The organism is Kribbella sp. NPDC051137, from assembly GCF_040682535.1.
Lineage (GTDB): Bacteria > Actinomycetota > Actinomycetes > Propionibacteriales > Kribbellaceae > Kribbella > Kribbella karoonensis.
Window position 1 is genome coordinate 744,692 of sequence record NZ_JBFBBI010000004.1, and the last position, 20,768, is coordinate 765,459.

Genomic DNA, 20,768 nt, shown 5'->3' on the forward strand with positions numbered 1-20,768 from the left:
GGGCACCAAGTGACGGTAGCTCGTCAACGGAGCAGCGCGCGCAAGGACTCGGGTGTGAGCGGCTCCAGCGACTTCACCACGAGCCGCCGCGGTGCGTCGGGGATGCTGATCCACTGCGGTACGGCGACGACGTACATGCCGGCCGCCGTACCGGCCTGGGTGCCGGTCATCGAGTCCTCGATCACCACGCAGTACGCCGGGTCCACACCGAGCCGCTCGGCCGCGGTCAGGTACGGCTCCGGGTTCGGCTTGCCGAGCGTCACCTCGTCGCCGGCCACGATCACGTCGAACGGATCCGGCGGCAGGTGCCCGAGCACCGCGTCGATCATCGTCCGGTACGACGCCGACACCAGCCCGCACGGGACGTCCTCCTTGCGCAGCGCCTGCAGCAGCTCGAGCGCCCCGGGCTGGAAGCTGACCTCGCGGCGGAGCGCCTCGACCACCTCGGAGAACATCCGGTCCGCGAGTTCGTCGCCGCTGATCACGCCGTCCGGGATCCGTGCCATCCAGACCTTGACGGCGTCCCGTAGGTCGCTGCCGATCAACGTCATGCAGTCGTCGAGCGTCCAGGTCGCGCCGAGGTCCGCGAGCAGCGCCAGCTGCACCTCCGCCCAGACCTTCTCGGAGTCGACCAACGTCCCGTCCATGTCCCACAACACCGCTTGCAGGGCCGGCAACTACCGCTCCTCTACGTCGTCTCCCGAGATCACGTCCGCTCCATTCTCCCTGGTCGGTCGCGACACGTTCCGCCTGGGGTGAAACCGGGCACATGACCCCGTCTCAGCACGTAGGCTGGCAGTCCGGATTCCGGCTGCTGACGAGACAGGGCCGGTGTGGCTACAGAGACGACAGGGGGCCTGCGAGTGGTTGACCTCGCGAACCTGAGGGACCCGGTCGTGATCGCCGCGTTCGAGGGCTGGAACGACGCGGCCGAGGCGGCCACCGGAGCGGTCGACCACTTGATCGACGAGTGGGACGCGGAGCTCGTCACGGCCATCGACCCCGAGGACTACTACGACTACCAGGTGAACCGGCCGCGGGTGTCGATCGACGACGACGGCGTCCGGCAGCTGACCTGGCCGACCACCCGGATCTACCTGGCCCGCCCGGACGACACCGGCCGGGACGTGCTGCTGATCCGCGGCGTCGAGCCGAACATGCGCTGGCGGGCGTTCTCCCGGGAGCTGCTGGAGCTGGTCGACGAGTCGAACGCGCAGGTCGTCGTCGTGCTCGGCGCGCTGCTCGCGGACGCCCCGCACACCCGGCCGATCCCGGTCTCGGCGACCTCGTCGGACGAGGAGCTGTCGGCGGCCTGGAGCCTGGAGCCGTCGACGTACGAGGGGCCGACCGGGATCACCGGCGTCTTCGCCGACCTGTGCACCACGCTCGGCGTTCCGTCGGTGTCGATCTGGTCCGCGATCCCGCACTACATCGCCGGTACGCCGTGCCCGAAGGCGTCGCTGGCGCTGCTCGGCAAGGTCGAGGAGCTGCTCGACCTGACCGTCCCCGAGGGCGAGCTGCCCGAGCTGGCGCGGGCCTGGCAGCGCGGCGCCGACGAGCTCAGCGAGGAGGACCCGGAGGTCGCGGAGTACGTGCAGTCGCTCGAGGAGCAGCGCGACACCGCCGACCTGCCGGAGGCCACCGGCGACGCGATCGCGGCCGAGTTCGAGCGCTACCTGAAGCGGCGGAACAAGAACCACCCGGGAGAGTAAGCAGCCCTACCCACCCCGCCTCCCCCGCTCGGGCGGCCTTGCCGCCCGAGAAACGTAACCAGCTCGGGGTGTGGCGCGTTGTTACCAGTGGGTTTATATTCGACCGGTCAGCTGGGGGGTGACGGCGTGCCGTCACCGGGATCACTGGGAGCAACAGGATGCGCAACGAGCGGGGAGGTAGCTCGGTCCCTGCGCTGGCTGTGCTCGTCCTGCTCGGCGTGGTCGCCGCGATCGGGATCTTCGGCAACAAGGCGAGCAGCGCGAAGACGGTCGACCTCAGCACGCTGACCGCGTCGACGACCGCGACCACGATCCCCACCGCGCCGCTCGACACCTCGCCGTACGCCGGGACCGGCGGTGTCGTCGTGCACCCCCGCCACGAGGCCGCGTTGTTCGCGTCGCCCGATGCGGACGATGCCTTCGGGAAGATCGGGCCCACCCAGTTCGGGCCGACCTGGCTGCCGGTGGTGGACCAGACCGACGGCTGGGTCCGGGTGCTGCTGCCGTCCAAGCCGAACCGGTCCACCGGCTGGCTCCAGGACACGGACCTCGACCGGGCCAGTTCGTCGTACCTGATCCGCGTGCACACCAGCTCGCGGTCGCTGGAGCTGTTCCTGGACAACAAGAGCCTCGGAACCTGGAAGGCCGGGGTCGGCGCGAAGAAGACGCCGACGCCGCCCGGCCGGACGTTCCTGCTCGGCTCGATCATCGACCACAAACGCTCGGCGTCGCCGATCGTGCTCCCGTTGGGTGCGCACAGTCCCACCTTGGACACGTTCGGTGGCGGACCTGGTACCGTCGCGATCCACGGCTGGCCGAATCCGCACGTGTTCGGTGCGGCGATCAGCGCGGGCTGCGTCCGGGTGCCGAAGGCCGCACTCGCCGACCTGCAGAAGGTTCCGCTCGGGACGCTCGTCCTGATCGACAGCAAATAAGGAGAATCCGATGCGACGACAGTTGGCTCCGACGGCGCTGACGGCTGCGGCCGTGGCGGGCGTCGTGACGTTCAGCCTGGTCGCGAGCGCCCCGGTCGGCAACGCCGCGGCCCGGCCGTCCTCGGCGTACGCCGTGAGCGCCGAGGGGCAGGTGCCGATCGCGAAGACGCCGTACGCCGAGTCGCTGGACGGCAAGCGGCAGACGACGTCCGCGCTCGAACTGCCGAAGAACCCGCTGATCTCGGTCCGGGCCGGGACGGCGACCGCGGGCAACGACTCCGCGTCGGTGGAGCTGTTCGACATCGTGATCGGGCCGGACATCCTGAGCCAGGTGAAGATCCCGCCGGAGCTGAAGCAGCAGTGCGCGAGCCTGCCGAAGACCGGCGCCTCCGACCTGCCGCTGCCCGACCTCGCGCTGCCGGACCTCGGGCTGCCCGGTCTGCCGGCGCTGAGCACGAAGGACCTGCCGGTGAAGAACCTGCCGGACCTGTGCAACCTGCTGCTCACACCGCCGAAGTCGCTGCTCGCGATCGACTCGCTGAACGTGTGGTGCTCCGGCGACACCGGCGGCATCGACGTCGGCTCGCTGACGCTGCTCGGCCAGACGGTCAAGGTGCCGACCACGAAGCAGGGCGCGAGCCTGCCGTCGAACCCGCTGGCCTCGATCAAGGTCAACAGCCAGGCGAAGCACGCGGACGGTGCGTTCACGGTCACCGGCCTGAGCATCAACCTGGCCGGCGCCGAGACCATCAACCTGGCCTCCGCCACCTGTGCCAAGCCGGCCGCCAAGCCCAAGCCCACCCCCAAGCCCCCGGTGGACCACCCGGCCCCGCCCCAGGTGAACACCCCACCGGCAGCCCCGGTCCCCACCCCGGTGAAGACCCACCAAGCGGTCACCGGCTAACCCCGCGCACCGCCTGCTGCCCCTGCGCCGGGGCCTTGAACAGGAACTGGTGCCTGAGCACCGGCAATAACCTGTTCAACGCCCCCGGCGCGCGGGCCCGGCCACCACCCCCGGGCTAGATCTTCACGCCCAGCAAGGCGTCACAGGCCTGGGCGACCAGAGCGGGCGCTTCAGCGTCCTCGCCTTCGCCGGCTGCCCACGCGTCGACGGCGGCCAGCGCGGAGGCGGCGTCGAGGTCGTTGCTGAGGGCCGCGCGTACGGCGTCCACGACGGCCGCGCCGTCCGGACCCGACGGGCGCTTGACGGCTTCGCGCCACCGGGCGAGGCGAGCTTCCGCCGCCGGCAGGTCGGACGGCATCCAGAACCAGTCGGTGCGGTAGTGATGGGTGAGCAGCGCGAGCCGGATCGCCATCGGGTCCGCCCCGGACTGCCGCTCCTTCGAGACGAGCACCAGGTTGCCCTTGGACTTGGACATCTTCTCGCCGTCCAGCCCGACCATCGCCTGGTGCACGTACGCCCGCGCGAACGGATGCTCCCCCGTCGCCACCTGGGCACCGCTCGCCGACATCTCGTGATGCGGGAAGATCAGGTCCGAGCCGCCGCCCTGCACGTCGAACGACATCCCGAGGTACTTCAGCGCGATCGCCGAACACTCGACATGCCAGCCCGGCCGCCCGCGCCCGAGCGCCGAGTCCCAGGCCGGCTCCCCCGGCCGCTCGTGCCGCCAGAGCAGGCTGTCCAGCGGGTCCTGTTTCCCTTCCCGCTCCGGATCCCCGCCACGCTCCGCGAACAGCGCCGTCATCGTCTCGCGGTCGTACCCCGACACCCCGCCGAACGCCGGGTCCGTCTTCACCGCGAAGTACAGGTCGCCGTCGACCGAGTACACCGCGCCCGCCCGCCGCAGGTCCTCGACCGCGTCCGAGACCAGGTCGATCGACTCGACCACGCCGATGTAGTGCTGCGGCGGGATCACCCGCAGCGCGGTCATGTCGTCGCGGAACAGCTGGATCTCCTGCGCCGCGAGGTCGGTCCACTCGACCCCGGTCGCGGTCGCGCGCTCCAGCAGCGGGTCGTCGACGTCGGTGATGTTCTGCGTGTACACCACGTCGTACCCGGCGTCCCGCCACAGCCGGTTGATCAGGTCGAACGTGACGTACGTCGCCGCGTGCCCCATGTGCGTCGCGTCGTACGGCGTGATGCCGCACACGTACATCCGGGCCGTCTTTCCGTCGGCGGCCTCCACCTCGACCAGCCCGCCCGAGGCGGTGTCGTAGAGGCGTAGCCGCCGGGCCGGCCCGGGTACGACCGGGATGTCTGGTTTCGTCCACGCCTGCATGTGTCGGAGCTTATGCCAGTCCGATTTTCAATGACGCGACACGGTTCCAATCCGTGGTCCGGATCGTGGCCTGCACCCCCGCGCCGGATAGCCTCACGGGCGATGACTGCCGACTTCAGTGCCGAGTTTCGCGCGTACGGCGGCTGGACCGCCGCCGCCGCGATCCAGCAGCAGGACCTGTTCAACGACGTCGTCGGGCCGGACTCCCTGCAGGCCGACCTGAACGAGCGCACCCTCAGCAGCGACCGCGGCGTACTGAGCGGCATCACGCTGCTCGGCAGCTTCTCCGAGCTCGACCGCACCTGGCTGTGGGGCTGGGCGAACCCGGGCTTCGGTCCGGACGCGCCCGCGGTCGCGCCGACCAGCGCGATCCGGGAGTTCGGCGAGCGGCACGCGATCGCCGAGTTCACCACCGAGAGCCTGGAGCTCGGCGACTTCGCGCAGCCGGCGCAGGCCGCGATCATGCTCGCGATCACGGCCGGTACGGTCCTCGGCGGCCGCGGCGTCTGGTCGACCGCGATCAACGAGGGCCGCGGGCACGTGTACCTGCACGTCGCCGACGAGCAACTGCCGCGGGCGGGCTTCGACGCGATCGCCACTCCGCGGCTGCTGATGACCGCGGTGAGCGTGTTCCCCGGCGACCACCGCCAGGTCGTCCGCGGCTACTTCCAGCACTTCGGCCTGACGTCCGACGAGGGCCCGAACCTGCTCCGCGGTACGTCGCCCACCGGCAGCACGATCACCGTCGACTTCGACGACCACGGCCGGATCGGCAACGTCTCGGTGCAGCCCTAGTCTCGGTGCGGCCCTAGAAGGCGGGCCAGGGAATCGCGGGCCACTCGTCGCTGGGGTAAGGGAAGGTTCCGGTCTTCAGCAGCGTCGCGCAGCGCTCCCGGGTCGCGGTCAGCTCGACCGTGGTGATCAGCTCCGACAACTGCTGCCCGAGGGCACCGGCCAGCTCGCCCGAGAGCCGCCGTACGTCCTCCAGCAGCTCGTCCGGAATCGGGTCGCCGGCCCAGCCCCAGAGGACCGTCCGGAGCTTGTCGTCGGCGTTGAACGTCACGCCGTGGTCCACGCCGTACACGTGCCCGTCCCCCGGGTTCAGCACGTGGCCGCCCTTGCGGTCGGCATTGTTGACCACGGCATCGAACACGGCCATCCGCCGCAGCGCGTCGTTGTCCGCGTGCACGAGCGTCACCGGGTTGTGCCGCCCGTCGAGCGCGTCCAGTACGCCGACCCACCCGGCCGGCACCCGGCCCTGCGGGACGATGTCGACCAGCTCGGTCTCCCCCGGCCCCGGCTCGGCCTCGTCGATCCACAGCTGCACCATGCCCACGCCGAGCGGTCCGTCCCGCAGCAGAGTCGGCGGTACGACGTGCCACCCGAGCGCCTCGGACACGACGTACGCCGCGAACTCGCGCTGGGCGAGCGTGCCGTCCGGGAAGTCCCACAGCGGGCGCTCGCCCTCGACCGGCTTGTAGACGACGGTCGCGGTCGCGCCGGACAGGCTCACCGAGCCCTGGTACGTACCGTTCGAGGCCGCCACCAGGCGGCCGTGCAGCGAGAGCTCACCGAGGGCGAGCAGCTCCGGGTCGACCGTCATTCCGGCAGGTGCCTGCGGTAGCCGTTGGCGCGCGGGCAGATGTGGCCGTCCGCATCGATCGGCCGGCCGCAGAACGGGCAGCTCGGGCGGCCCGACGCGACCAGGGCGACCGCGCGGCGGGCGAACGCCCGGGCCTGCTCCTCGGTGATCCGGACCACGAAGACCTCGGCGTCGTCTGACTCCATCGCCGCGGTGACCGGGTCGGACTCCTCGTCCTCGAGCTCGGCCGGGTCGACCGCCACCACCGCGAACACCTCGATCACCACCCGCTCGGCGTCGGCCTCCCAGGCCAGCGTCATGGTGCCGGCCCGGAACTCCTCCTCGATCGGCTGCTCGAGCGGGGCGTTGTCGTCCGCGCCGGTCTGCGGGACCGGGTCCCGGTCGAAGCGGCGGGCGACCTCGTCCAGCATCACGTCGAGCCGCTCCGCGAGCGCCATCACCTGTTCCTTCTCACACGCCACCGAGGTCAGCCGGTGCCCGGCCCTGGCCTGCAGGAAGAAGGTCCTCGCACCGGGCTCGCCCACGGTGCCGGCGACGAACCGCTCGGGGTCGTCGTAGGAGTGCACAACTCGCGCCATACTCCGACCCTATTACCGTCCGCCGACTACTGCGTCCGAGGACTGCTTCTTCGGCTTCGCTTTCGCTGACGGCTTAGGGATCAGCGAGGCCAGTTCGCTGCCGGAGTCGTTCAGCCGGACCAGGAACGGCCGGGTCGCGGTGTAGGTGATGATCGTCGTCGAGGCGGTGTCCACCACGATCCGCTGGAACGTGTCCAGGTGCTGACCGAGCGCGTCCGCGACGATGGCCTTGATCACGTCGCCGTGCGAGACCGCGACCCAGATCGCGTTGTCGCCATGGCTTTTCGCCAGCTCCGCGTCGTGCGCGCGGACCGCGTCGACGGCGCGTTGCTGCATCCCCCGCATCGACTCCCCGCCGGGGAACGTGACGGCCGACGGGTGCTGCTGTACGACGGCCCACAACGGGTCCTTGGCCAGCGCGGAGATCTTCTTCCCGGTCCAGTCGCCGTACCCGCACTCGGTCAGCCGCCGATCCGTTGCCGGACGCAACCCGTCGTGGTGCTTCGCGATCGCGGCCGCGGTCTGCTTGCAGCGCTCGAGCGGTGACGTGACGAGCGCGGCCAGCGGCAGCTCGGCCAGCCGCTGGGCCACCGCGGCGGCCTGCTGGGCGCCGGTCTCGTCGAGTTTCACGCCGGGCGTGCGGCCGGCCAGCGTGCCGGAAGTGTTCGCGGAACTGCGGCCGTGGCGGACCAGGATCACCGTGGGCATGCACTGCACGTTAGCGGGTCTCACCAAGCGGTGAAGCATGCCGGTGTCATCATGGTGGGGTGATCGTGGACTGCGGGGTGTACGCCGCCGGGGAGCGTCAGCAGCTGCCCAAGGACCCCGAGACCGTTGCCCAGGCCCTCGACGAAGACGTCGAGAGCTTCGGCTGGATCGGCCTGCACGACCCGTCGGACTCCGAGATGCAGCGCGTGCAGGGGCTGTTCGACCTGCACGACCTGGCCGTCGAGGACGCGCTGCAGATCCACCAGCGCCCCAAGGTGGAGCGGTTCGGCGACACGATCCTCGTCGTACTGCGGACCCTCTGGTACGTCGACGAGGGCGACGCGGTCGAGACCGGGCAGGTCACCGCGTTCATCGGCCCGCGGTACGTGGTGACCGTCCGGCACGGCGAAGGCGGCGAGCTCGCCACCACCCGGCACCAGCTGGAGGCCCGCGCCTCGATGCTCGGCCACGGACCGGCCGCTGTCCTGTGGGCGATCTGTGACGCGATCGTGGACGACTACGAGTCCGTCGCGGGGCAGGTCGAGATCGACGTCGACGAGATCGAGGCGTCGGTGTTCTCCCCCGACCGGACCAGCGACGCGGAGCGGATCTACCGGCTCAAGCGCGAGGTGCTGGAGATGCGCCGCGCGATCGACCCGCTGCGCGAACCGATGGAACAGTTCGCCCACGGTGTGGCCGGTCTCGGCCCGAAGGCGAGCCCGTTCTTCCGCGACGTGGCCGACCACCTCAGCCGGGTCTCCGACCAGGCCGAGGCGATCGACACCCTGCTGACGTCCGCGCTGAACGCGCACCTCGCGCGGGTCTCGGTGCAGCAGAACGACGACATGCGGAAGATCTCTGCCTGGGTCGCCATCGCCGCCGTGCCGACGATGCTGGCCGGCATCTACGGGATGAACTTCGACAACATGCCCGAGCTCCGGTGGCACTTCGGGTACTACGCGATCCTGATCGTGATGGCGCTCGTCTGCGTCACGATGTACCGCTTCTTCCGCAAGGTCGGCTGGCTCTGAGCTTCGTCAGCCCGGCGGGGCCGGCGCTGCCGCCTGCGAGGTGACGACCGGTGGCTGGTTCGCGGCGACGGCGGCCGGTGCGAACGCGGTCAGTACCGGGACCAGCACAGCCGCGGCGATACCGGCCCGCACCGCGCCGCGAACCCGCCGGCTGAACGTCGCGGGTGGTAGCAGCAGCCGCCGGACCCGCGCCACCGCGTCGGAGTCCCCGGCAGCGAGGGCGCTCGTCGGGGTGATCGGCACGCTGCCGGGCGGTTGTCCGGTCGCGACGGTGAACAGCGCGGTCGCGATCGTCTCCGGCGCGTGCGTACGCGCGGCGACGTCGTCGGCCTGCATCTCGATCAATCGCCGCACCACCGATCGCAGCTCGCCCATCAGCGGCAGGCCTGGGAGCGTACCCACGACCACCGCCGCGCTCGCCAGCAGCCTGTGATGCCTGCACCGCACGTGGGCTCGTTCGTGAGCGATCACGGCAGCGACCTGTGCCCGCGTGAGCGCCGCGAGGAGACCACTGGTCAACACCACGGTGCTCGGCGGGCCGGCCAGGCTGTAGGCAGCCGGCCGCACCTCGTCCACGATCACGGCCGGCCACGCCGGCGTCCGCCGTCCGGCGACGGCGATCAGCGTCTGCTGGGTGCGACGTTCCGTCCGGCGGAGCTGGACGACCTGAGCGGCCACCCAGCTCACCCTGACGACGATGACGGCCGACAGACACAGGCCGGCGACCGCGACCACGGTTCCGCCGGGCGTGCTGTAGGCCGAGCGGATGCGGACGATGCAGGCTCCGAGCAGTTCGCTGACGCCACTCGACAAGGCTGTGTGCGGAACCGCGATCGTCAACCCCGCAAGGAACAGCGCCACTGGGACCGACCAGGCCACAGACAGCAGCAGGGCGACCCCGAGACGCGGAGCGCGTTCCAGCCATCCGCTTCGCCGGCACAACGATCCGCCCCCTACGCCCAGGGCCAGCGCGTAGGCCAGCAACACGGCGCCGACAGTCACCGTCCGGCCTCCCGGCGCCGCTGGGCCAGGGCGTCGGCGAGGGCCCGCGACAGTACGTCGGCGTCCTCGGCGTCGATCTCCTCGACGAACTTCGCCAGCGCGCCGGCGCGGTCGCTGGTGCCCGCGAGCGCGTCGTTCATCAGCGCGGCGGCGTACTCCTGGCGACTCACCGCGGCCTCGTACCGCCAGGCCCGCCCGTCGAGTTCTCGGGTCACCCAGCCCTTGCGGAACAAGTTGTCCAGCACCGTCATCACGGTCGTGTACGCGAGTGGCCGGCGTGTCTGCAGGGCGTCCGCGACCTCCCGGACCGACCGCTGCGCGCCGGCTTCCCAGAGCCGCTCCATGATCGCTGCTTCGAGCTCGCCGAACGGACGCAACCGCCGGGATCCGGCCACGAGCAACACTCCTTCCGAGAGTCGTCCTGCGGGCTAACACGCACCGCGACCGCGAAACGTTCAATCCGCCGGGGCACTGAACGGATCCGATCTACTAAGCGTGTTAGTAGCCATGCCGATCGAACCACGGCGGAACGATCCGCCACCCACGACGGACGGCACTGCCGCCGACCACGCACTGGCACTCCTGTACGCCGACCACGCGAAGGCCCTGCTCGGCTTCGCGGAGCGTTTCACCGGCGATCGCGGGCGTGCCGAGGACATCGTGCAGGAGACGTTCCTGCGCGCCTGGCGACAGCTGCCCCGGCTGCTCGACGACGACCGCCCGGTCCGGCACTGGCTCTTCCAGGTTGCCCGGCGGCTGCTCATCGACGCGGCCCGCTCGGCCAGTGTGCGCCCGCAGTTCGCCGCGGACAGCTACGCCCAGGAGCCGTTCGCCGACGGCGGTTTCGAGCAGTTGATGGACCGGCGGGTCCTCGTCGACGCACTCCGCGACCTGTCGCCGCAGCATCGGCAGATCGTCGTCGCCACGTTCTTCCTCGGTTGCCCGATGCACGTCGCCGCCGAGCAGCTCGGAGTCCCGCCCGGGACCGCCCGCTCCCGGCTGCACTACGCCCTCGGCCGGCTGCGCCGCCAACTGGAATCCGCACTCGCCGCCTGACCACCATCCCAGCCATCCCGGGAGCCACCATGCCCAACGCCGGTACGACCTACCGCCGCCGCACGACAGAACGTCTCGCCCGCGCCGCCGCAGCTGTCCTGCTCGGAGCCGTCGCCGTCGTCCACATCCTCGAGCTCGGAGACCAACTCGCCGAGAACAAGCTCGTCGGCTACGCGTTCATCGCCCTCATCGCAGCCGCGGTGATCGCCGCCGCCGCGCTGATCGCGGTCCCCAGCCCTCGGGTCTGGGGTCCGGTCGGCGTCCTCGCCGCCGGGGCGCTCGCGGCGTACCTGCTGAGCCGCACGACCGGTCTGCCGACCGACAGCCTCGAGGTCGGCAACTGGAACTGCACGCTCGGCATCGCCGCCCTCACCACCGAGACGCTCGTGCTCTCGATCGTGACCTGGCAGCTGTGGCGGCGCCGCACCGCGGCGGAGCCGTCCGCGACCGCCGTTGCCGAAGACGCCGAACTCTGACCGCGCTATCTCGAACGACAGGAGCTTCGTCATGCCCAACTACCTCTCCGTCCTGCCCCGCCGCCGGGCGCTGACCGCGGCGCTGACGGCGGTCGCCCTCGGCGCGACCGCCCTCACCGCGCACGCATCGGCGCCCAAGGCAACTACCGGGACCAACGTGATCGTGGAGTGGAACCGCACCCTGCTCTCGCTCGTACGGGCACCCGGCGCCCAGCCCGCGACCGTACAGCCGACCCGCGACTTCGCGATCATGAGCAAGGCCGTGTACGACGCGGTCAGCTCGTCCAGCCACGTCATCGGAGTACGGCGTACGTCCGAGCAGCGCGCGGCCGCCGCCCAGGCCGCACACGACGTACTGGCCGCAATGTTTCCCGCCTCCGCCAACGGGCTCGACAAGCAGCTCGCCGACGATCTCGCCGGAATCCCGTCCCACCACGCACGGGACGAGGGTGTCCGGGAGGGCACGCGAGCGGCCGCGGGCATCCTGGCGGCCCGTGCCGGTGACGGCTCCGCCGCGACGCCGCCGGAGTACCGGACCACCGGACAGCCGGGCGACTTCCGGCCGACACCGCCCGGCTTCGCCGCACCGGTCTTCACGCACTGGGGCGCTGTCACGCCGTTCGTACTGCGCAGCGCCGACCAGTTCCGGCCGACTCCTCCACCCGCCCTGTCCAGCCGGGCGTACGCCACCGCGCTGAACGAGGTGGAGAGCCTCGGCCGGGACCACAGCAGCACCCGAACGGCCGAGCAGACCACGATCGGCAACTTCTGGTCGGCGCCGATCCAGAACTACTGGAACGAGATCGCCGACCAGGTGCTGCTCTCCCGGCACAGTGGCACCGAGGCATCGGCCCGTGCCCTCGCGCTGCTGGACCTCGCCCTCGCCGACTCGACGATCGCGCTGTACGACGCGAAGTACGCGTACCGGCTGTGGCGGCCGATCACCGCGATCCGCCTCGGCGACACCGATCGGAACCGCCTGACCACGGCGGATCCGACCTGGGCACCGCTCGCCGTGACGCCCGCCGATCCGTCGTACCCGGGAGCGCACAGCGCCCTCAGCGCGGCCGCGGCCGAAGTGCTGACGACGCTGTACGGCGACGTGGACTTCACCGTCACGTCGCCGACCCTGCCCGGTGTGACTCGATCGTTCCGGTCCTTCCGCGACGCCGCCGTCGAGGCCGGGCTGAGCCGCATCTACGCCGGCGTCCACACCCGCGTCGACCATCGGGCAGGTTTCGTCCTCGGCACCCGCGTCGGGTCGTACGTCCTCAGGTGGCGGTGATCGTGCTGGTCGACAGCAGGATCAGCAGGACGATGCCGAGGAGCACGCGGTAGAAGGCGAACAGCTCGATCGAGTGCTTGGCGACGAAGCGGAGCAGCCAGGCGATCGAGGCGTACGCGACGACGAAGCTGACGACAGTGCCCACGAGCAGCGGCACCGCGCCGACGGTGCCGCTGAGGGCGTCCTTCAACTCGTAGACGCCGGCCCCGGCCAGCGCCGGGATGCCGAACAGGAACGAGACCCTGGTCGCCGCGACCCGGTCGAGGCCGCGGAACAGGCCGGCCGAGATCGTCGCGCCGGACCGGGACACGCCGGGGATCAGCGCCAGGCACTGGATCAGGCCCATCACCAGCGAGTCCAGGAAGGTGATCCGGGTCAGCGGCCGCTCCTTGCTGCTCACCCTTTCCGCCGCGACCATCACGACCGACCAGACGATCAGCGCGCCGGCCACCCACCACAGGCTCCGCAGCGGCCCGGAGATCAGGTCCTTGGCGAGGAAGCCGACGATCCCGATCGGCAGCGAGCCGACGATCACGTACCAGCCCATCCGGTAGTCGAACTCGTCGCGCCGCTCCGGCTTCGCGAGGCCGCCGACCCAGGCGCCGATGATCCGGACGATGTCCTTCCAGAAGTACAGGACGACCGCGATGATCGCGCCGACCTGGATCACCGCGGTGAACCCGGTGATCGACGGGTCGTCGATCTTCAGCCCGAGCATCTTCGACACGATCGTCAGGTGGCCGGTGCTGGAGACCGGCAGGAATTCGGTCAGGCCCTCGACGATGCCGAGGATGATGGAGTCCCAGATCGTCATCAGTGGCCGACCCCGGAGAGCTCGAGTGCCTCGGCGGCGACCCGCAGGTCGGCGATCCGCTGCTCGACAGTCGACGCGAACGGCGTCAGCGCGACGGTGGTGGCCCCGGCCTCGGCGTACGCGGTGAGCTTCTCGGCCATCCGCTCCTTGCCGCCGAGCAGCGAGATGCCGTCCAGCAGCCCGAACGGTACGGCGGCCATCGCCTCGCGGTGCTTCTTGTCCAGGTACAGGTCCTGGATCTGCTTCGCCTCGTCGGCGTAGCCCATCCGGACCGCGAGGTCGTTGTAGAAGTTCTTCTCCCGGCTGCCCATGCCGCCGATGTACAGCGCGGCGTACCCACGGACCGGGTCCGCCGCGGCCTGGATGTCGTCCCCGGTCATCAGCGGGGTGGTCACGACGACGTCGAAGCCGTCGAGGTCCTTCTGACGAACCGCCCGGCCCGTCGTGATGTGCGTCAACTGCTCTCCAAGGAAGCCTGGGTCGTTCAGGATCCCGAGCCAGCCGTCGGCGATCTCCCCCGCCAGCTCGAGGTTCTTCGGGCCGACCGCGGCAAGGTACACCGGAACATGGTCACGGATCGGCCGCACGGTCAGTTTCAGCGCCTTGCCCGGACCGTCGGGCAGCGGCAGCGTGAAGTATTTCCCCTCGTACGCGACCGTCTCACGCCGGAGGGCCGCGTTCACGATGTCAACGTACTCGCGGGTCCTGAGCAGAGGCTGAGAGAACCGGACGCCGTGCCAGCCTTCCGAGACCTGGGGTCCGGACACTCCGAGGCCGAGCCGGAACCGGCCGTTCGAGAGCCGGTCCAGGGTGGCCGCGGTCATCGCGGTCATCGCCGGCGTCCGGGCCGGGATCTGGAAGACGGCCGCGCCGACGTCGATCGTCGTGGTCTGGGCGGCGATCCAGCTGAGCAGCGTGGCGGCGTCCGAGCCGTACGCCTCCGCCGCCCAGGTGACCGAGAACCCGAGTGCCTCGGCCTCCTTCACCAGCCTCAAATGGTCCAGATGGTCGTCGCCGCCGAAGACGAAGCCGATGTTGAGTCCGAGTCGCATGACTGGCGAGCCTAGCGAGAGGTTGTCGGTGGGCCGCAATAGGCTCGGGTCATGCAGCAGCGCTATCTCGGTCACAGTGGACTCGCGGTGAGCAGGCTCGGCCTGGGCACCATGTCGTGGGGCCGCGACACCGACGAGCACGAGGCGCGCGAGCAGCTGGCCGCCTTCGTGTCCGCGGGCGGCACGCTGATCGACACCGCGGCGGCGTACGGCGACGGCGACAGCGAGCAGCTGATCGGGTCGCTGCTCGGCGACGTGGTGGACCGCGACGACGTGGTGATCGCGACCAAGGCCGGGTTCAGCGTCCGGCGCGGCGAGCGGATCACCGACACCTCGCGCGGCGCGCTGCTCCGCGACCTGGACGGCTCGCTGCGCCGGCTGAACACCGACTACATCGACCTCTGGCAGCTGCACACCTGGTCCGACGACGTGCCGCTCGAGGAGACGCTCTCGGCGCTCGACCACGCGGTCAGCGCCGGCAAGGTGCGGTATGTCGGCGTCTCGAACTACGCCGGCTGGAAGTCCGCGCGGGCGGTCACCTGGCAGCAGGCGTGGCCGGGCCGCGCGGTCCCGGTCGCCAACCAGGTGGAGTACTCGCTGCTCGCCCGGGACGCCGAGGTGGACGCGATCCGGGCCGCCGCCGGGCTCGGGATCGGCATCCTCGCCTGGTCGCCGCTCGGCCGCGGGGTGCTGACCGGGAAGTACCGGACCGGCATCCCGGCGGACTCCCGCGCGGCGTCCCAGCATCTGTCCAGATTCGTCGACCCCTACCTCGACGCCCGGTCATCGGGCATCGTGGAAGCGGTCGCGCGAGCCGCCGACGGGCTCGGCTGGACCCCGCTCGAGGTGGCGCTCACCTGGGTGCGGGACCGGCCCGGCGTGTCGGCGGCGATCGTCGGGGCCCGGACTGCGCTGCAATTGAAGTCGGTCCTGGGTGTGGAGGAGCTCACATTGCCGCCCGCCATCGTCGCGGCACTGGAGGATGTTTCCTGAAGTCTGCAGGTGGAGGTGTGGATGGCCGAGTACGAACTGCAGCAGTTCGAGGTGTCCAGGACGGAGTCCCGCGGCGCGGTGCGCAAACTGCTCACCGAGCACGCGGAGTACGGCGGCTGGGAGCTGGCCAGACTGCGTCGCTATCCGGACGGTTCCCGCCGGGTGTGGTTGCGGCGCCGGATCATCCGGGTGATGCGGACCCTCTGAGGCCCCTCTGACACGGATATGACACGGATCTGACACGGCCCGGGATTTCCGGGCCGTTCTGCCGGCGCAATATCTCTGCGACAGAGGTATTCTCGAGCCATGACCGAGGTCCTCGCCGAAGAACTGCTGGCCGCGCTCGGGCTGGTGCGCCGGCACCTGCGCCGATCCGTCGGCCGCCCGTTCCCGATGTCGTCGCTGTCGGACTCGCAGTCCGAGCTGATCCGCACCGTCCGGCGCAACCCGGGCATCTCGGTCGCGGAGGCGGCCGCCGAGCTCGGGCTGGTGGCGAACACAGTCTCGACCCTCGTCGGCCAGCTCACCGAGCGCGGCCTCCTGCAACGCACCCCCGACCCGGCCGACCGCCGGATCGCCCGGCTGACGCTGACCGACCCGGCGCGCGAACAGGTCGAGGCCTGGCGCGACCGCCGTACGGCGCTGGTCACCCGGGCCCTCGACGACCTCGACCCGGCCGGCCGGGACGCGCTGCAGGCCGCGTTGCCGGTGCTCTCGGTGCTGGCCGACCGCCTGCATCCCGAGGAGCAGAAGGAGCCTGTATGAGTGCGGAACCTGCGGTCGACGTCGCCCGGTTGAGTCACCGTTTCGGGGATCAGCTCGCGGTCGACAGCCTCGACCTGACCGTCTCCCCCGGTGAGTGCTTCGGTCTGCTCGGCCCGAACGGCGCGGGCAAGACGACGACATTGCGCGTGCTGAACACGCTGTACCCGCCGCAGACCGGCAGCGTCCGGATCTTCGGGCGCGACGTGCACACCGACGCGATGCCGGTTCGCCGGATGCTCGGCTACGTCCCGCAGCAGCTGTCGATCGAGGGCGCGCTGTCCGGCCGCGAGAACGTGTCCTGGTTCGCGCGGCTCTTCGACGTACCACGCCGGGAGCGGGCCGCGCGGGTGGCCGAAGTACTGGAGATCGTCGACCTGACGGACGCGGCCGACCGGCTCGCGGCGACGTACTCCGGCGGCATGGTGCGCCGGCTGGAGCTGGCGCAGGCGCTGGTCAACCGGCCCGCGCTGCTGGTGCTCGACGAGCCGACGGTCGGGCTGGACCCGGTCGCGCGGGACTCGGTGTGGGCGCGGGTGCAGGAGATGCAGGAGCGGTACGGGATGACCGTGCTGCTGACCACGCACTACATGGAAGAGGCCGACATCCTCTGCGACCGGGTCGCCCTGATGCACCTGGGGCGGCTGCGCGCCGTCGGTACGCCGGCGGAGCTCAAGGCCGAACTGGGACCGGACGCGAGCCTCGAGGACGTGTTCCGGCATCACACCGGCGAGAGCCTGGAGGGCCAGGAGAAGGGAGGCCTGCGCGATGTCCGTGGTACCCGCCGCACCGCCCAGCGTATGGGCTGAGTCGCGTCCGCTCCGGTATCTGTCGCGGATCGGCACGTTCTGCCTGGTCGAGCTGCAGAAGCTGCGGCACGACCGGACCGAGCTGGTCACCCGGGCGATCCAGCCGGTGCTCTGGCTGGTGATCTTCGGCCAGACGTTCAGCCGGATCCGCGCGATCCCGACCGGCAACGTCCCGTACCTCGACTACCTGGCGCCCGGGATCATCGCGCAGTCGGCACTGTTCGTCTCGATCTTCTACGGCATCCAGATCATCTGGGAACGTGACGCCGGCATCCTGACCAAGCTCCTGGTCACACCGTCGCCGCGGTCCGCACTGGTCGCGGGCAAGGCGTTCGCGGCCGGCGTACGGACGATCTCGCAGGCCATCGTCGTACTCGTCGTCGCCGCCCTGCTCGGCGTCAGCATGACGTGGAATCCGCTGAAACTGCTCGCGGTCCTGGTCGTGGTGGTGCTCGGCGCGGCGTTCTTCTCCTGTCTGTCGATGACGATCGCCGGCCTGGTGCTCCGTCGGGACCGCCTGATGGGCATCGGACAGGCGATCACGATGCCGCTGTTCTTCGCATCGAACGCGCTGTACCCGGTCTCGTTGATGCCTGGCTGGCTGCGCGCGGTCTCCCACGTCAACCCGTTGACGTACGAGGTCAGCGCGTTGCGGGGGTTGCTCATCGGCCAGCCGACGACGTATTGGCTCGACTTCACCGTGTTGATCGTCGCGGCCGTCGCGGGCATCTGCGCCGCCTCCGCGTTGCTGGGACGGCTGGCACGTTAGAGGTCGTGCCGGACCCAGACGTTCGGCTCCACATAGACGGCGTGGTTGTGCGGTACGTCGACGTGGACCGGAACGAGGGCCTTCGGTACGACGACATCGCCGGACCGGTCGAACGGCAGGCCGGTCCAGGTACGCCACTCGTCGAGCGTGCCGGCGATCACCATCGAGCGGGGTGCTACCTGGAGGACGGTTGCCCCGGCCTTGACATGGACGCGCAGCCACGGGTCGACGGGCAGACCGTCGGGCCGGCGTTGCTCGACGTACTGCGTCATCGGTTGGTGCGGGTCGGTCTTGCCGTTCGGGCGGACGGGCGCGTAGAGGGCGGCGTGGCCCTTCGCCTTCACGGCCTCGCGCATCGCGGCGAGCATCTCGTGGGAGAGGCCGCGGCCGAGGTGACTGGGGCGGACGAGGATCTCCAGGGCGCTCGAGACGTTCGGCGTACGGCCGGTGCGCAGATCCTGGAAGCCCCAGTGCAGCACGCGGTCCCAGCCGCCGGAGGGGAGGTCCGTGCGGTTCTCGTCCGGGAAGACGAACGGGATGCTTCGGCCGTGTGCGACCAATACGCCGTCCTCGGTGGCGACCACGCACTGGTCCGGGAAGTGCACCGGGACCTGGCCCATGAACGCGTTGCCGATCGGGTCGTTGTGCATGAACCTCGGCCAGACGTCCGCGAACTCGTACATCCGCTCCAGGTACTCAGGCCGCTCGGCCAACGTGGTGATCTCCAGCATGTCCCGCAGTCTGGCACCTGACCAGGATCAGTACGGCGACCCCGGACGTGACCAGTCCGGCGCCGACCAAAGACGGGGCCGCGCCGACCGCGCCGATGATCGGGCCGCCCGCCAGCAGTCCCGCCGCACTGCCTGCGTTGACGACGACGCTCTGCCCGGCGAGGAGTGCTCTCCGCTCGGCGCCGGCCGAGGACCGGGTGATGAGGACGGAGATCGCGGCGATCCCGATCACCACTGCCACACCGGACAACGCTCCCATCAACGCGACCACGGGCGGCGTGGTCCACAGTCCCATCCCGACCCAGCACAGCCCGGACCAGCCCCACGCGGCGACCGCGGTCAGCACCGGGTTGGTCCGCCGTACGACGGGCAGCGAGATCGCCGTACCGAGGAGCGAGCCCACGCCGTACCCCGTCATCCCAGCCGCAAGGTAGACGCCGGGGCGGCCGCGTTCCTCGCCGAGGACCGACAACCCGAGGGTGAAGGCGAACCACGTGACGCAGCCGGTCCCCCGCACGATCCAGCCGTACAACACGTCGCGCCGCCCTTGCAGGCTGCCTCGGATCGACGGCGGCTCGGTTGCGACGCCGACGGTCCGCTCGGGTTGGACCGTGCACGCCAGCAGGCCGGCGGCGAGTACGGCGGCAGCCTCCGTCCAGAGCAACTCGTTCGTGAAGCCGAACCCGACCGCGAGCGCTCCGACGGACGGGCCGACCAGCATGCCGACGCGGCGCAGGCCGTCCTGCCAGGTCAGCAACATCACCGCACGGCCGTCGCCCCACCGGTCGCCGGTGTCCGCGAGCAACGCCGCTCGGCCCGGTTGCGCCAAGGCATCGCCACAGCCGAGCAGCAGTCCGCTCAGCACGAGCAGCGCCGGTGACAGCACGCCGAGAGCGGCAGCCGTCGGGACGGACGCCAGCGCGATCGCGGACACCAGCGCGACCACCGCCAGCCGCGGGCCGGAGTCGATCCACTGCCGCGCCTTGCGGGCCCACCACGGCGACAGCAGCACCGGTACGCCGGCTGCGCCGCCGACCAGTCCCGTCGCGGCGACCGAGCCCGTCTCCCGGAGGATCACCAACGGCAACGCGACCTGCGCGAGCCGGAACGCGAAGTCCGCCGTACCGCTTCCCGCCAGCAGTGCCAGCGCCTCACGTCTTGCCCGCATGCCTTGAATTCTTGGCGTTCCGGCGGTTCTCAGGTAGCCGGCCGGGCTTGCGTGCTTGCCATAGGCTGCACCTATGGCCTCATTACCCTCGGTCGAGGACCTGCGGCTGGTCCAGGCCGTCGCCCGAACCGGCGCGGTCGGCACCGCGGCGCGTGAGCTGCGCATCTCGCAGCCGTCCGCGTCCCAGCGACTGTCCCGCCTAGAACGCCTCTGCGGTACCAAGCTGTTCGAGCGCGACACCCGGGGCGCCCGCCCGACGCCGGCCGGGGCCGAGCTCAGCCGCCGCGCCGACCACATCCTCGGTCACCTCGAGGAGGTGTACGCCGCCACCCGCGCGGCCGCCGCCGGTCAGCGGCTCGTGATCGGCACGTTCAACAGCATCGCCCCGATCCTGTTCCCGATCCTGGACGCCGACCTCCCCGACGTCGAGATCCAGCAGCAGGTCGACCACGGCCACTTCCTGGTCGAACGCGTCGCCGAGGGCACCATGGACGCCGCCTTCATCGCGATCGCCGAGCAGATGGCGCTCCCGCACGGCACCGTCTCCCGCCGGGTCGGCCACGACGAGCTCGTCCTGTTCGTCCCGCCGGGCGCGCGCCCGCCAGGTCGCGGCCGGCAGCCGCTGAAGGACCGCCCGATGGTGTTCTCGACGTACGACCGCGGCAGCGAGGACGTCCACGACCGGCTCGCCGCCCTCGGCGCGATCCCCCGCCGCGGCGTCACGCTCAGCACCACCGTCGCGATGGCCCGCCGCCGCGCCCACCTGGCCCTCGTCCCCCGCACCGCCCTGGCCACGGAGCTTCGTCCCGGCGAACACCTGATGCCCGCGCCGTTCCGCTACCGCCTCACCCTCTCGGTCGTCACCACCCCCACACCGCCCAAGCCGCTGATCGCCCACCTCCCCCAGCTCCGCGCGACCTTGAACTTGTCGTGAACAGCGGTGAGTCGTCGCGGTGACGGCGGCACGTTGTTCCTGGTCTCGGATGTGACCAAATCTGGTCATCCGCGTTGACCCGTGGCCGCCGCCACGATGGGGTGGAGCGT

Annotated in this window: 25 protein-coding genes; 14 read left to right on the forward strand and 11 right to left on the reverse strand. The window is 70.8% G+C overall.

Annotated features, from left to right (window positions below; all coding sequences use genetic code 11):
• Positions 1–23: 23 nt before the first annotated feature.
• A complete protein-coding gene (locus tag AB0M51_RS24745) occupies positions 24–677 on the reverse strand; it encodes an HAD family phosphatase (RefSeq protein WP_363750553.1) in 654 nt (217 codons plus the stop codon).
• Between the two features lie 186 nt (positions 678–863).
• On the opposite strand from AB0M51_RS24745, the gene AB0M51_RS24750 reads away from it, so the two are divergent.
• The 3 genes from AB0M51_RS24750 to AB0M51_RS24760 all read left to right on the forward strand — a co-directional run bounded on the left by AB0M51_RS24750 (position 864) and on the right by AB0M51_RS24760 (position 3,551).
• On the forward strand, positions 864–1,712 hold the full coding sequence (locus AB0M51_RS24750; protein ID WP_363750555.1) for a PAC2 family protein: 849 nt from the start codon (positions 864–866) through the stop codon (positions 1,710–1,712).
• A gap of 158 nt (positions 1,713–1,870) precedes the next feature.
• A complete protein-coding gene (locus tag AB0M51_RS24755) occupies positions 1,871–2,647 on the forward strand; it encodes a L,D-transpeptidase (protein WP_363750557.1) in 777 nt (258 codons plus the stop codon).
• Positions 2,648–2,657: 10 nt separating this feature from the next.
• Positions 2,658–3,551, forward strand: a complete 894-nt coding sequence (locus AB0M51_RS24760; RefSeq protein ID WP_363750559.1) for a hypothetical protein — start codon at positions 2,658–2,660, stop codon at positions 3,549–3,551.
• A 115-nt stretch (positions 3,552–3,666) separates the two neighbouring features.
• Here AB0M51_RS24760 and mshC read toward each other — a convergent pair whose 3' ends face one another.
• On the reverse strand, positions 3,667–4,887 hold the full coding sequence (mshC, locus tag AB0M51_RS24765; protein ID WP_363750561.1) for a cysteine--1-D-myo-inosityl 2-amino-2-deoxy-alpha-D-glucopyranoside ligase: 1,221 nt from the start codon (positions 4,885–4,887) through the stop codon (positions 3,667–3,669).
• 102 nt (positions 4,888–4,989) lie between these two features.
• On the opposite strand from mshC, the gene AB0M51_RS24770 reads away from it, so the two are divergent.
• Complete coding sequence (locus AB0M51_RS24770; protein ID WP_344194906.1) at positions 4,990–5,682, forward strand: DUF6882 domain-containing protein; 693 nt, start codon at positions 4,990–4,992, stop codon at positions 5,680–5,682.
• Positions 5,683–5,695: 13 nt separating this feature from the next.
• Here AB0M51_RS24770 and AB0M51_RS24775 read toward each other — a convergent pair whose 3' ends face one another.
• Genes AB0M51_RS24775 through AB0M51_RS24785 form a run of 3 tightly spaced genes read right to left on the reverse strand, consistent with a single transcriptional unit; the run spans position 5,696 to position 7,776 of the window.
• Positions 5,696–6,490, reverse strand: coding sequence for an SCO1664 family protein (locus AB0M51_RS24775; protein ID WP_344194904.1), 795 nt, complete (start codon positions 6,488–6,490; stop codon positions 5,696–5,698).
• Entirely contained in the window at positions 6,487–7,068 is a 582-nt protein-coding gene (locus tag AB0M51_RS24780; RefSeq protein ID WP_363750564.1) for a DUF3090 family protein, read from the reverse strand. The genes AB0M51_RS24775 and AB0M51_RS24780 overlap by 4 nt, the downstream gene beginning before the upstream one ends.
• Positions 7,069–7,080: 12 nt before the next feature.
• Positions 7,081–7,776: a histidine phosphatase family protein gene (locus AB0M51_RS24785; RefSeq protein WP_344194900.1), complete on the reverse strand. Its 696-nt coding sequence runs from the start codon at positions 7,774–7,776 to the stop codon at positions 7,081–7,083.
• A gap of 59 nt (positions 7,777–7,835) precedes the next feature.
• Here AB0M51_RS24785 and corA point away from each other — a divergent pair, with 59 nt between their 5' ends.
• Positions 7,836–8,807 carry a magnesium/cobalt transporter CorA gene (corA, locus tag AB0M51_RS24790; RefSeq protein ID WP_363750567.1) on the forward strand — a complete coding sequence of 324 codons (972 nt, stop codon included), beginning with the start codon at positions 7,836–7,838 and terminating at the stop codon, positions 8,805–8,807.
• A gap of 6 nt (positions 8,808–8,813) precedes the next feature.
• Here corA and AB0M51_RS24795 read toward each other — a convergent pair whose 3' ends face one another.
• The gene (locus AB0M51_RS24795; RefSeq protein ID WP_344194896.1) at positions 8,814–9,809 is read right to left on the reverse strand and encodes a M56 family metallopeptidase; all 996 of its coding nucleotides are present in this window, start codon (positions 9,807–9,809) and stop codon (positions 8,814–8,816) included.
• A complete protein-coding gene (locus AB0M51_RS24800; protein ID WP_363750569.1) occupies positions 9,806–10,204 on the reverse strand; it encodes a BlaI/MecI/CopY family transcriptional regulator in 399 nt (132 codons plus the stop codon). Before AB0M51_RS24800 ends, AB0M51_RS24795 begins: the two co-directional genes overlap by 4 nt.
• Positions 10,205–10,316: 112 nt before the next feature.
• Between AB0M51_RS24800 and AB0M51_RS24805 the strand changes: the two genes are divergently transcribed.
• The 3 genes from AB0M51_RS24805 to AB0M51_RS24815 are packed head-to-tail and all read left to right on the forward strand — an operon-like array spanning position 10,317 to position 12,626.
• The gene (locus AB0M51_RS24805) at positions 10,317–10,865 is read left to right on the forward strand and encodes a sigma-70 family RNA polymerase sigma factor (protein WP_363750571.1); all 549 of its coding nucleotides are present in this window, start codon (positions 10,317–10,319) and stop codon (positions 10,863–10,865) included.
• Between the two features lie 29 nt (positions 10,866–10,894).
• A complete protein-coding gene (locus AB0M51_RS24810) occupies positions 10,895–11,341 on the forward strand; it encodes a hypothetical protein (protein WP_363750573.1) in 447 nt (148 codons plus the stop codon).
• 31 nt (positions 11,342–11,372) lie between these two features.
• Positions 11,373–12,626: a vanadium-dependent haloperoxidase gene (locus AB0M51_RS24815; protein WP_363750575.1), complete on the forward strand. Its 1,254-nt coding sequence runs from the start codon at positions 11,373–11,375 to the stop codon at positions 12,624–12,626.
• Here AB0M51_RS24815 and AB0M51_RS24820 read toward each other — a convergent pair.
• A complete protein-coding gene (locus tag AB0M51_RS24820; RefSeq protein WP_344194886.1) occupies positions 12,613–13,440 on the reverse strand; it encodes an undecaprenyl-diphosphate phosphatase in 828 nt (275 codons plus the stop codon). The genes AB0M51_RS24815 and AB0M51_RS24820 overlap by 14 nt on opposite strands.
• Complete coding sequence (locus tag AB0M51_RS24825; RefSeq protein ID WP_344194884.1) at positions 13,440–14,492, reverse strand: LLM class F420-dependent oxidoreductase; 1,053 nt, start codon at positions 14,490–14,492, stop codon at positions 13,440–13,442. The genes AB0M51_RS24820 and AB0M51_RS24825 overlap by 1 nt, the downstream gene beginning before the upstream one ends.
• Positions 14,493–14,543: 51 nt before the next feature.
• On the opposite strand from AB0M51_RS24825, the gene AB0M51_RS24830 reads away from it, so the two are divergent.
• From AB0M51_RS24830 to AB0M51_RS24850, 5 genes are all read left to right on the forward strand, one after another.
• Positions 14,544–15,485, forward strand: a complete 942-nt coding sequence (locus tag AB0M51_RS24830; protein WP_344194882.1) for an aldo/keto reductase — start codon at positions 14,544–14,546, stop codon at positions 15,483–15,485.
• A gap of 21 nt (positions 15,486–15,506) precedes the next feature.
• Positions 15,507–15,692 carry a DUF5703 family protein gene (locus tag AB0M51_RS24835; RefSeq protein ID WP_130385444.1) on the forward strand — a complete coding sequence of 62 codons (186 nt, stop codon included), beginning with the start codon at positions 15,507–15,509 and terminating at the stop codon, positions 15,690–15,692.
• 99 nt (positions 15,693–15,791) lie between these two features.
• Positions 15,792–16,250, forward strand: a complete 459-nt coding sequence (locus AB0M51_RS24840; protein ID WP_344194880.1) for a MarR family transcriptional regulator — start codon at positions 15,792–15,794, stop codon at positions 16,248–16,250.
• Positions 16,247–17,056 (forward strand): ATP-binding cassette domain-containing protein, encoded by an 810-nt coding sequence (locus AB0M51_RS24845; RefSeq protein ID WP_363750579.1) that lies wholly within the window; start codon positions 16,247–16,249, stop codon positions 17,054–17,056. Before AB0M51_RS24840 ends, AB0M51_RS24845 begins: the two co-directional genes overlap by 4 nt.
• Positions 17,016–17,825, forward strand: coding sequence for an ABC transporter permease (locus AB0M51_RS24850; RefSeq protein WP_363750581.1), 810 nt, complete (start codon positions 17,016–17,018; stop codon positions 17,823–17,825). The genes AB0M51_RS24845 and AB0M51_RS24850 overlap by 41 nt, the downstream gene beginning before the upstream one ends.
• On the opposite strand, the gene AB0M51_RS24855 is transcribed toward AB0M51_RS24850, so the two are convergent.
• Positions 17,822–18,556 (reverse strand): N-acetyltransferase, encoded by a 735-nt coding sequence (locus AB0M51_RS24855; RefSeq protein ID WP_363750583.1) that lies wholly within the window; start codon positions 18,554–18,556, stop codon positions 17,822–17,824. The two genes, AB0M51_RS24850 and AB0M51_RS24855, sit on opposite strands and share 4 nt — an antisense overlap.
• Positions 18,522–19,724, reverse strand: a complete 1,203-nt coding sequence (locus AB0M51_RS24860) for an MFS transporter (protein WP_363750585.1) — start codon at positions 19,722–19,724, stop codon at positions 18,522–18,524. Before AB0M51_RS24860 ends, AB0M51_RS24855 begins: the two co-directional genes overlap by 35 nt.
• 73 nt (positions 19,725–19,797) lie before the next feature.
• On the opposite strand from AB0M51_RS24860, the gene AB0M51_RS24865 reads away from it, so the two are divergent.
• A complete protein-coding gene (locus AB0M51_RS24865) occupies positions 19,798–20,658 on the forward strand; it encodes a LysR family transcriptional regulator (protein WP_363750587.1) in 861 nt (286 codons plus the stop codon).
• The last annotated feature ends 110 nt before the right edge of the window (positions 20,659–20,768 follow it).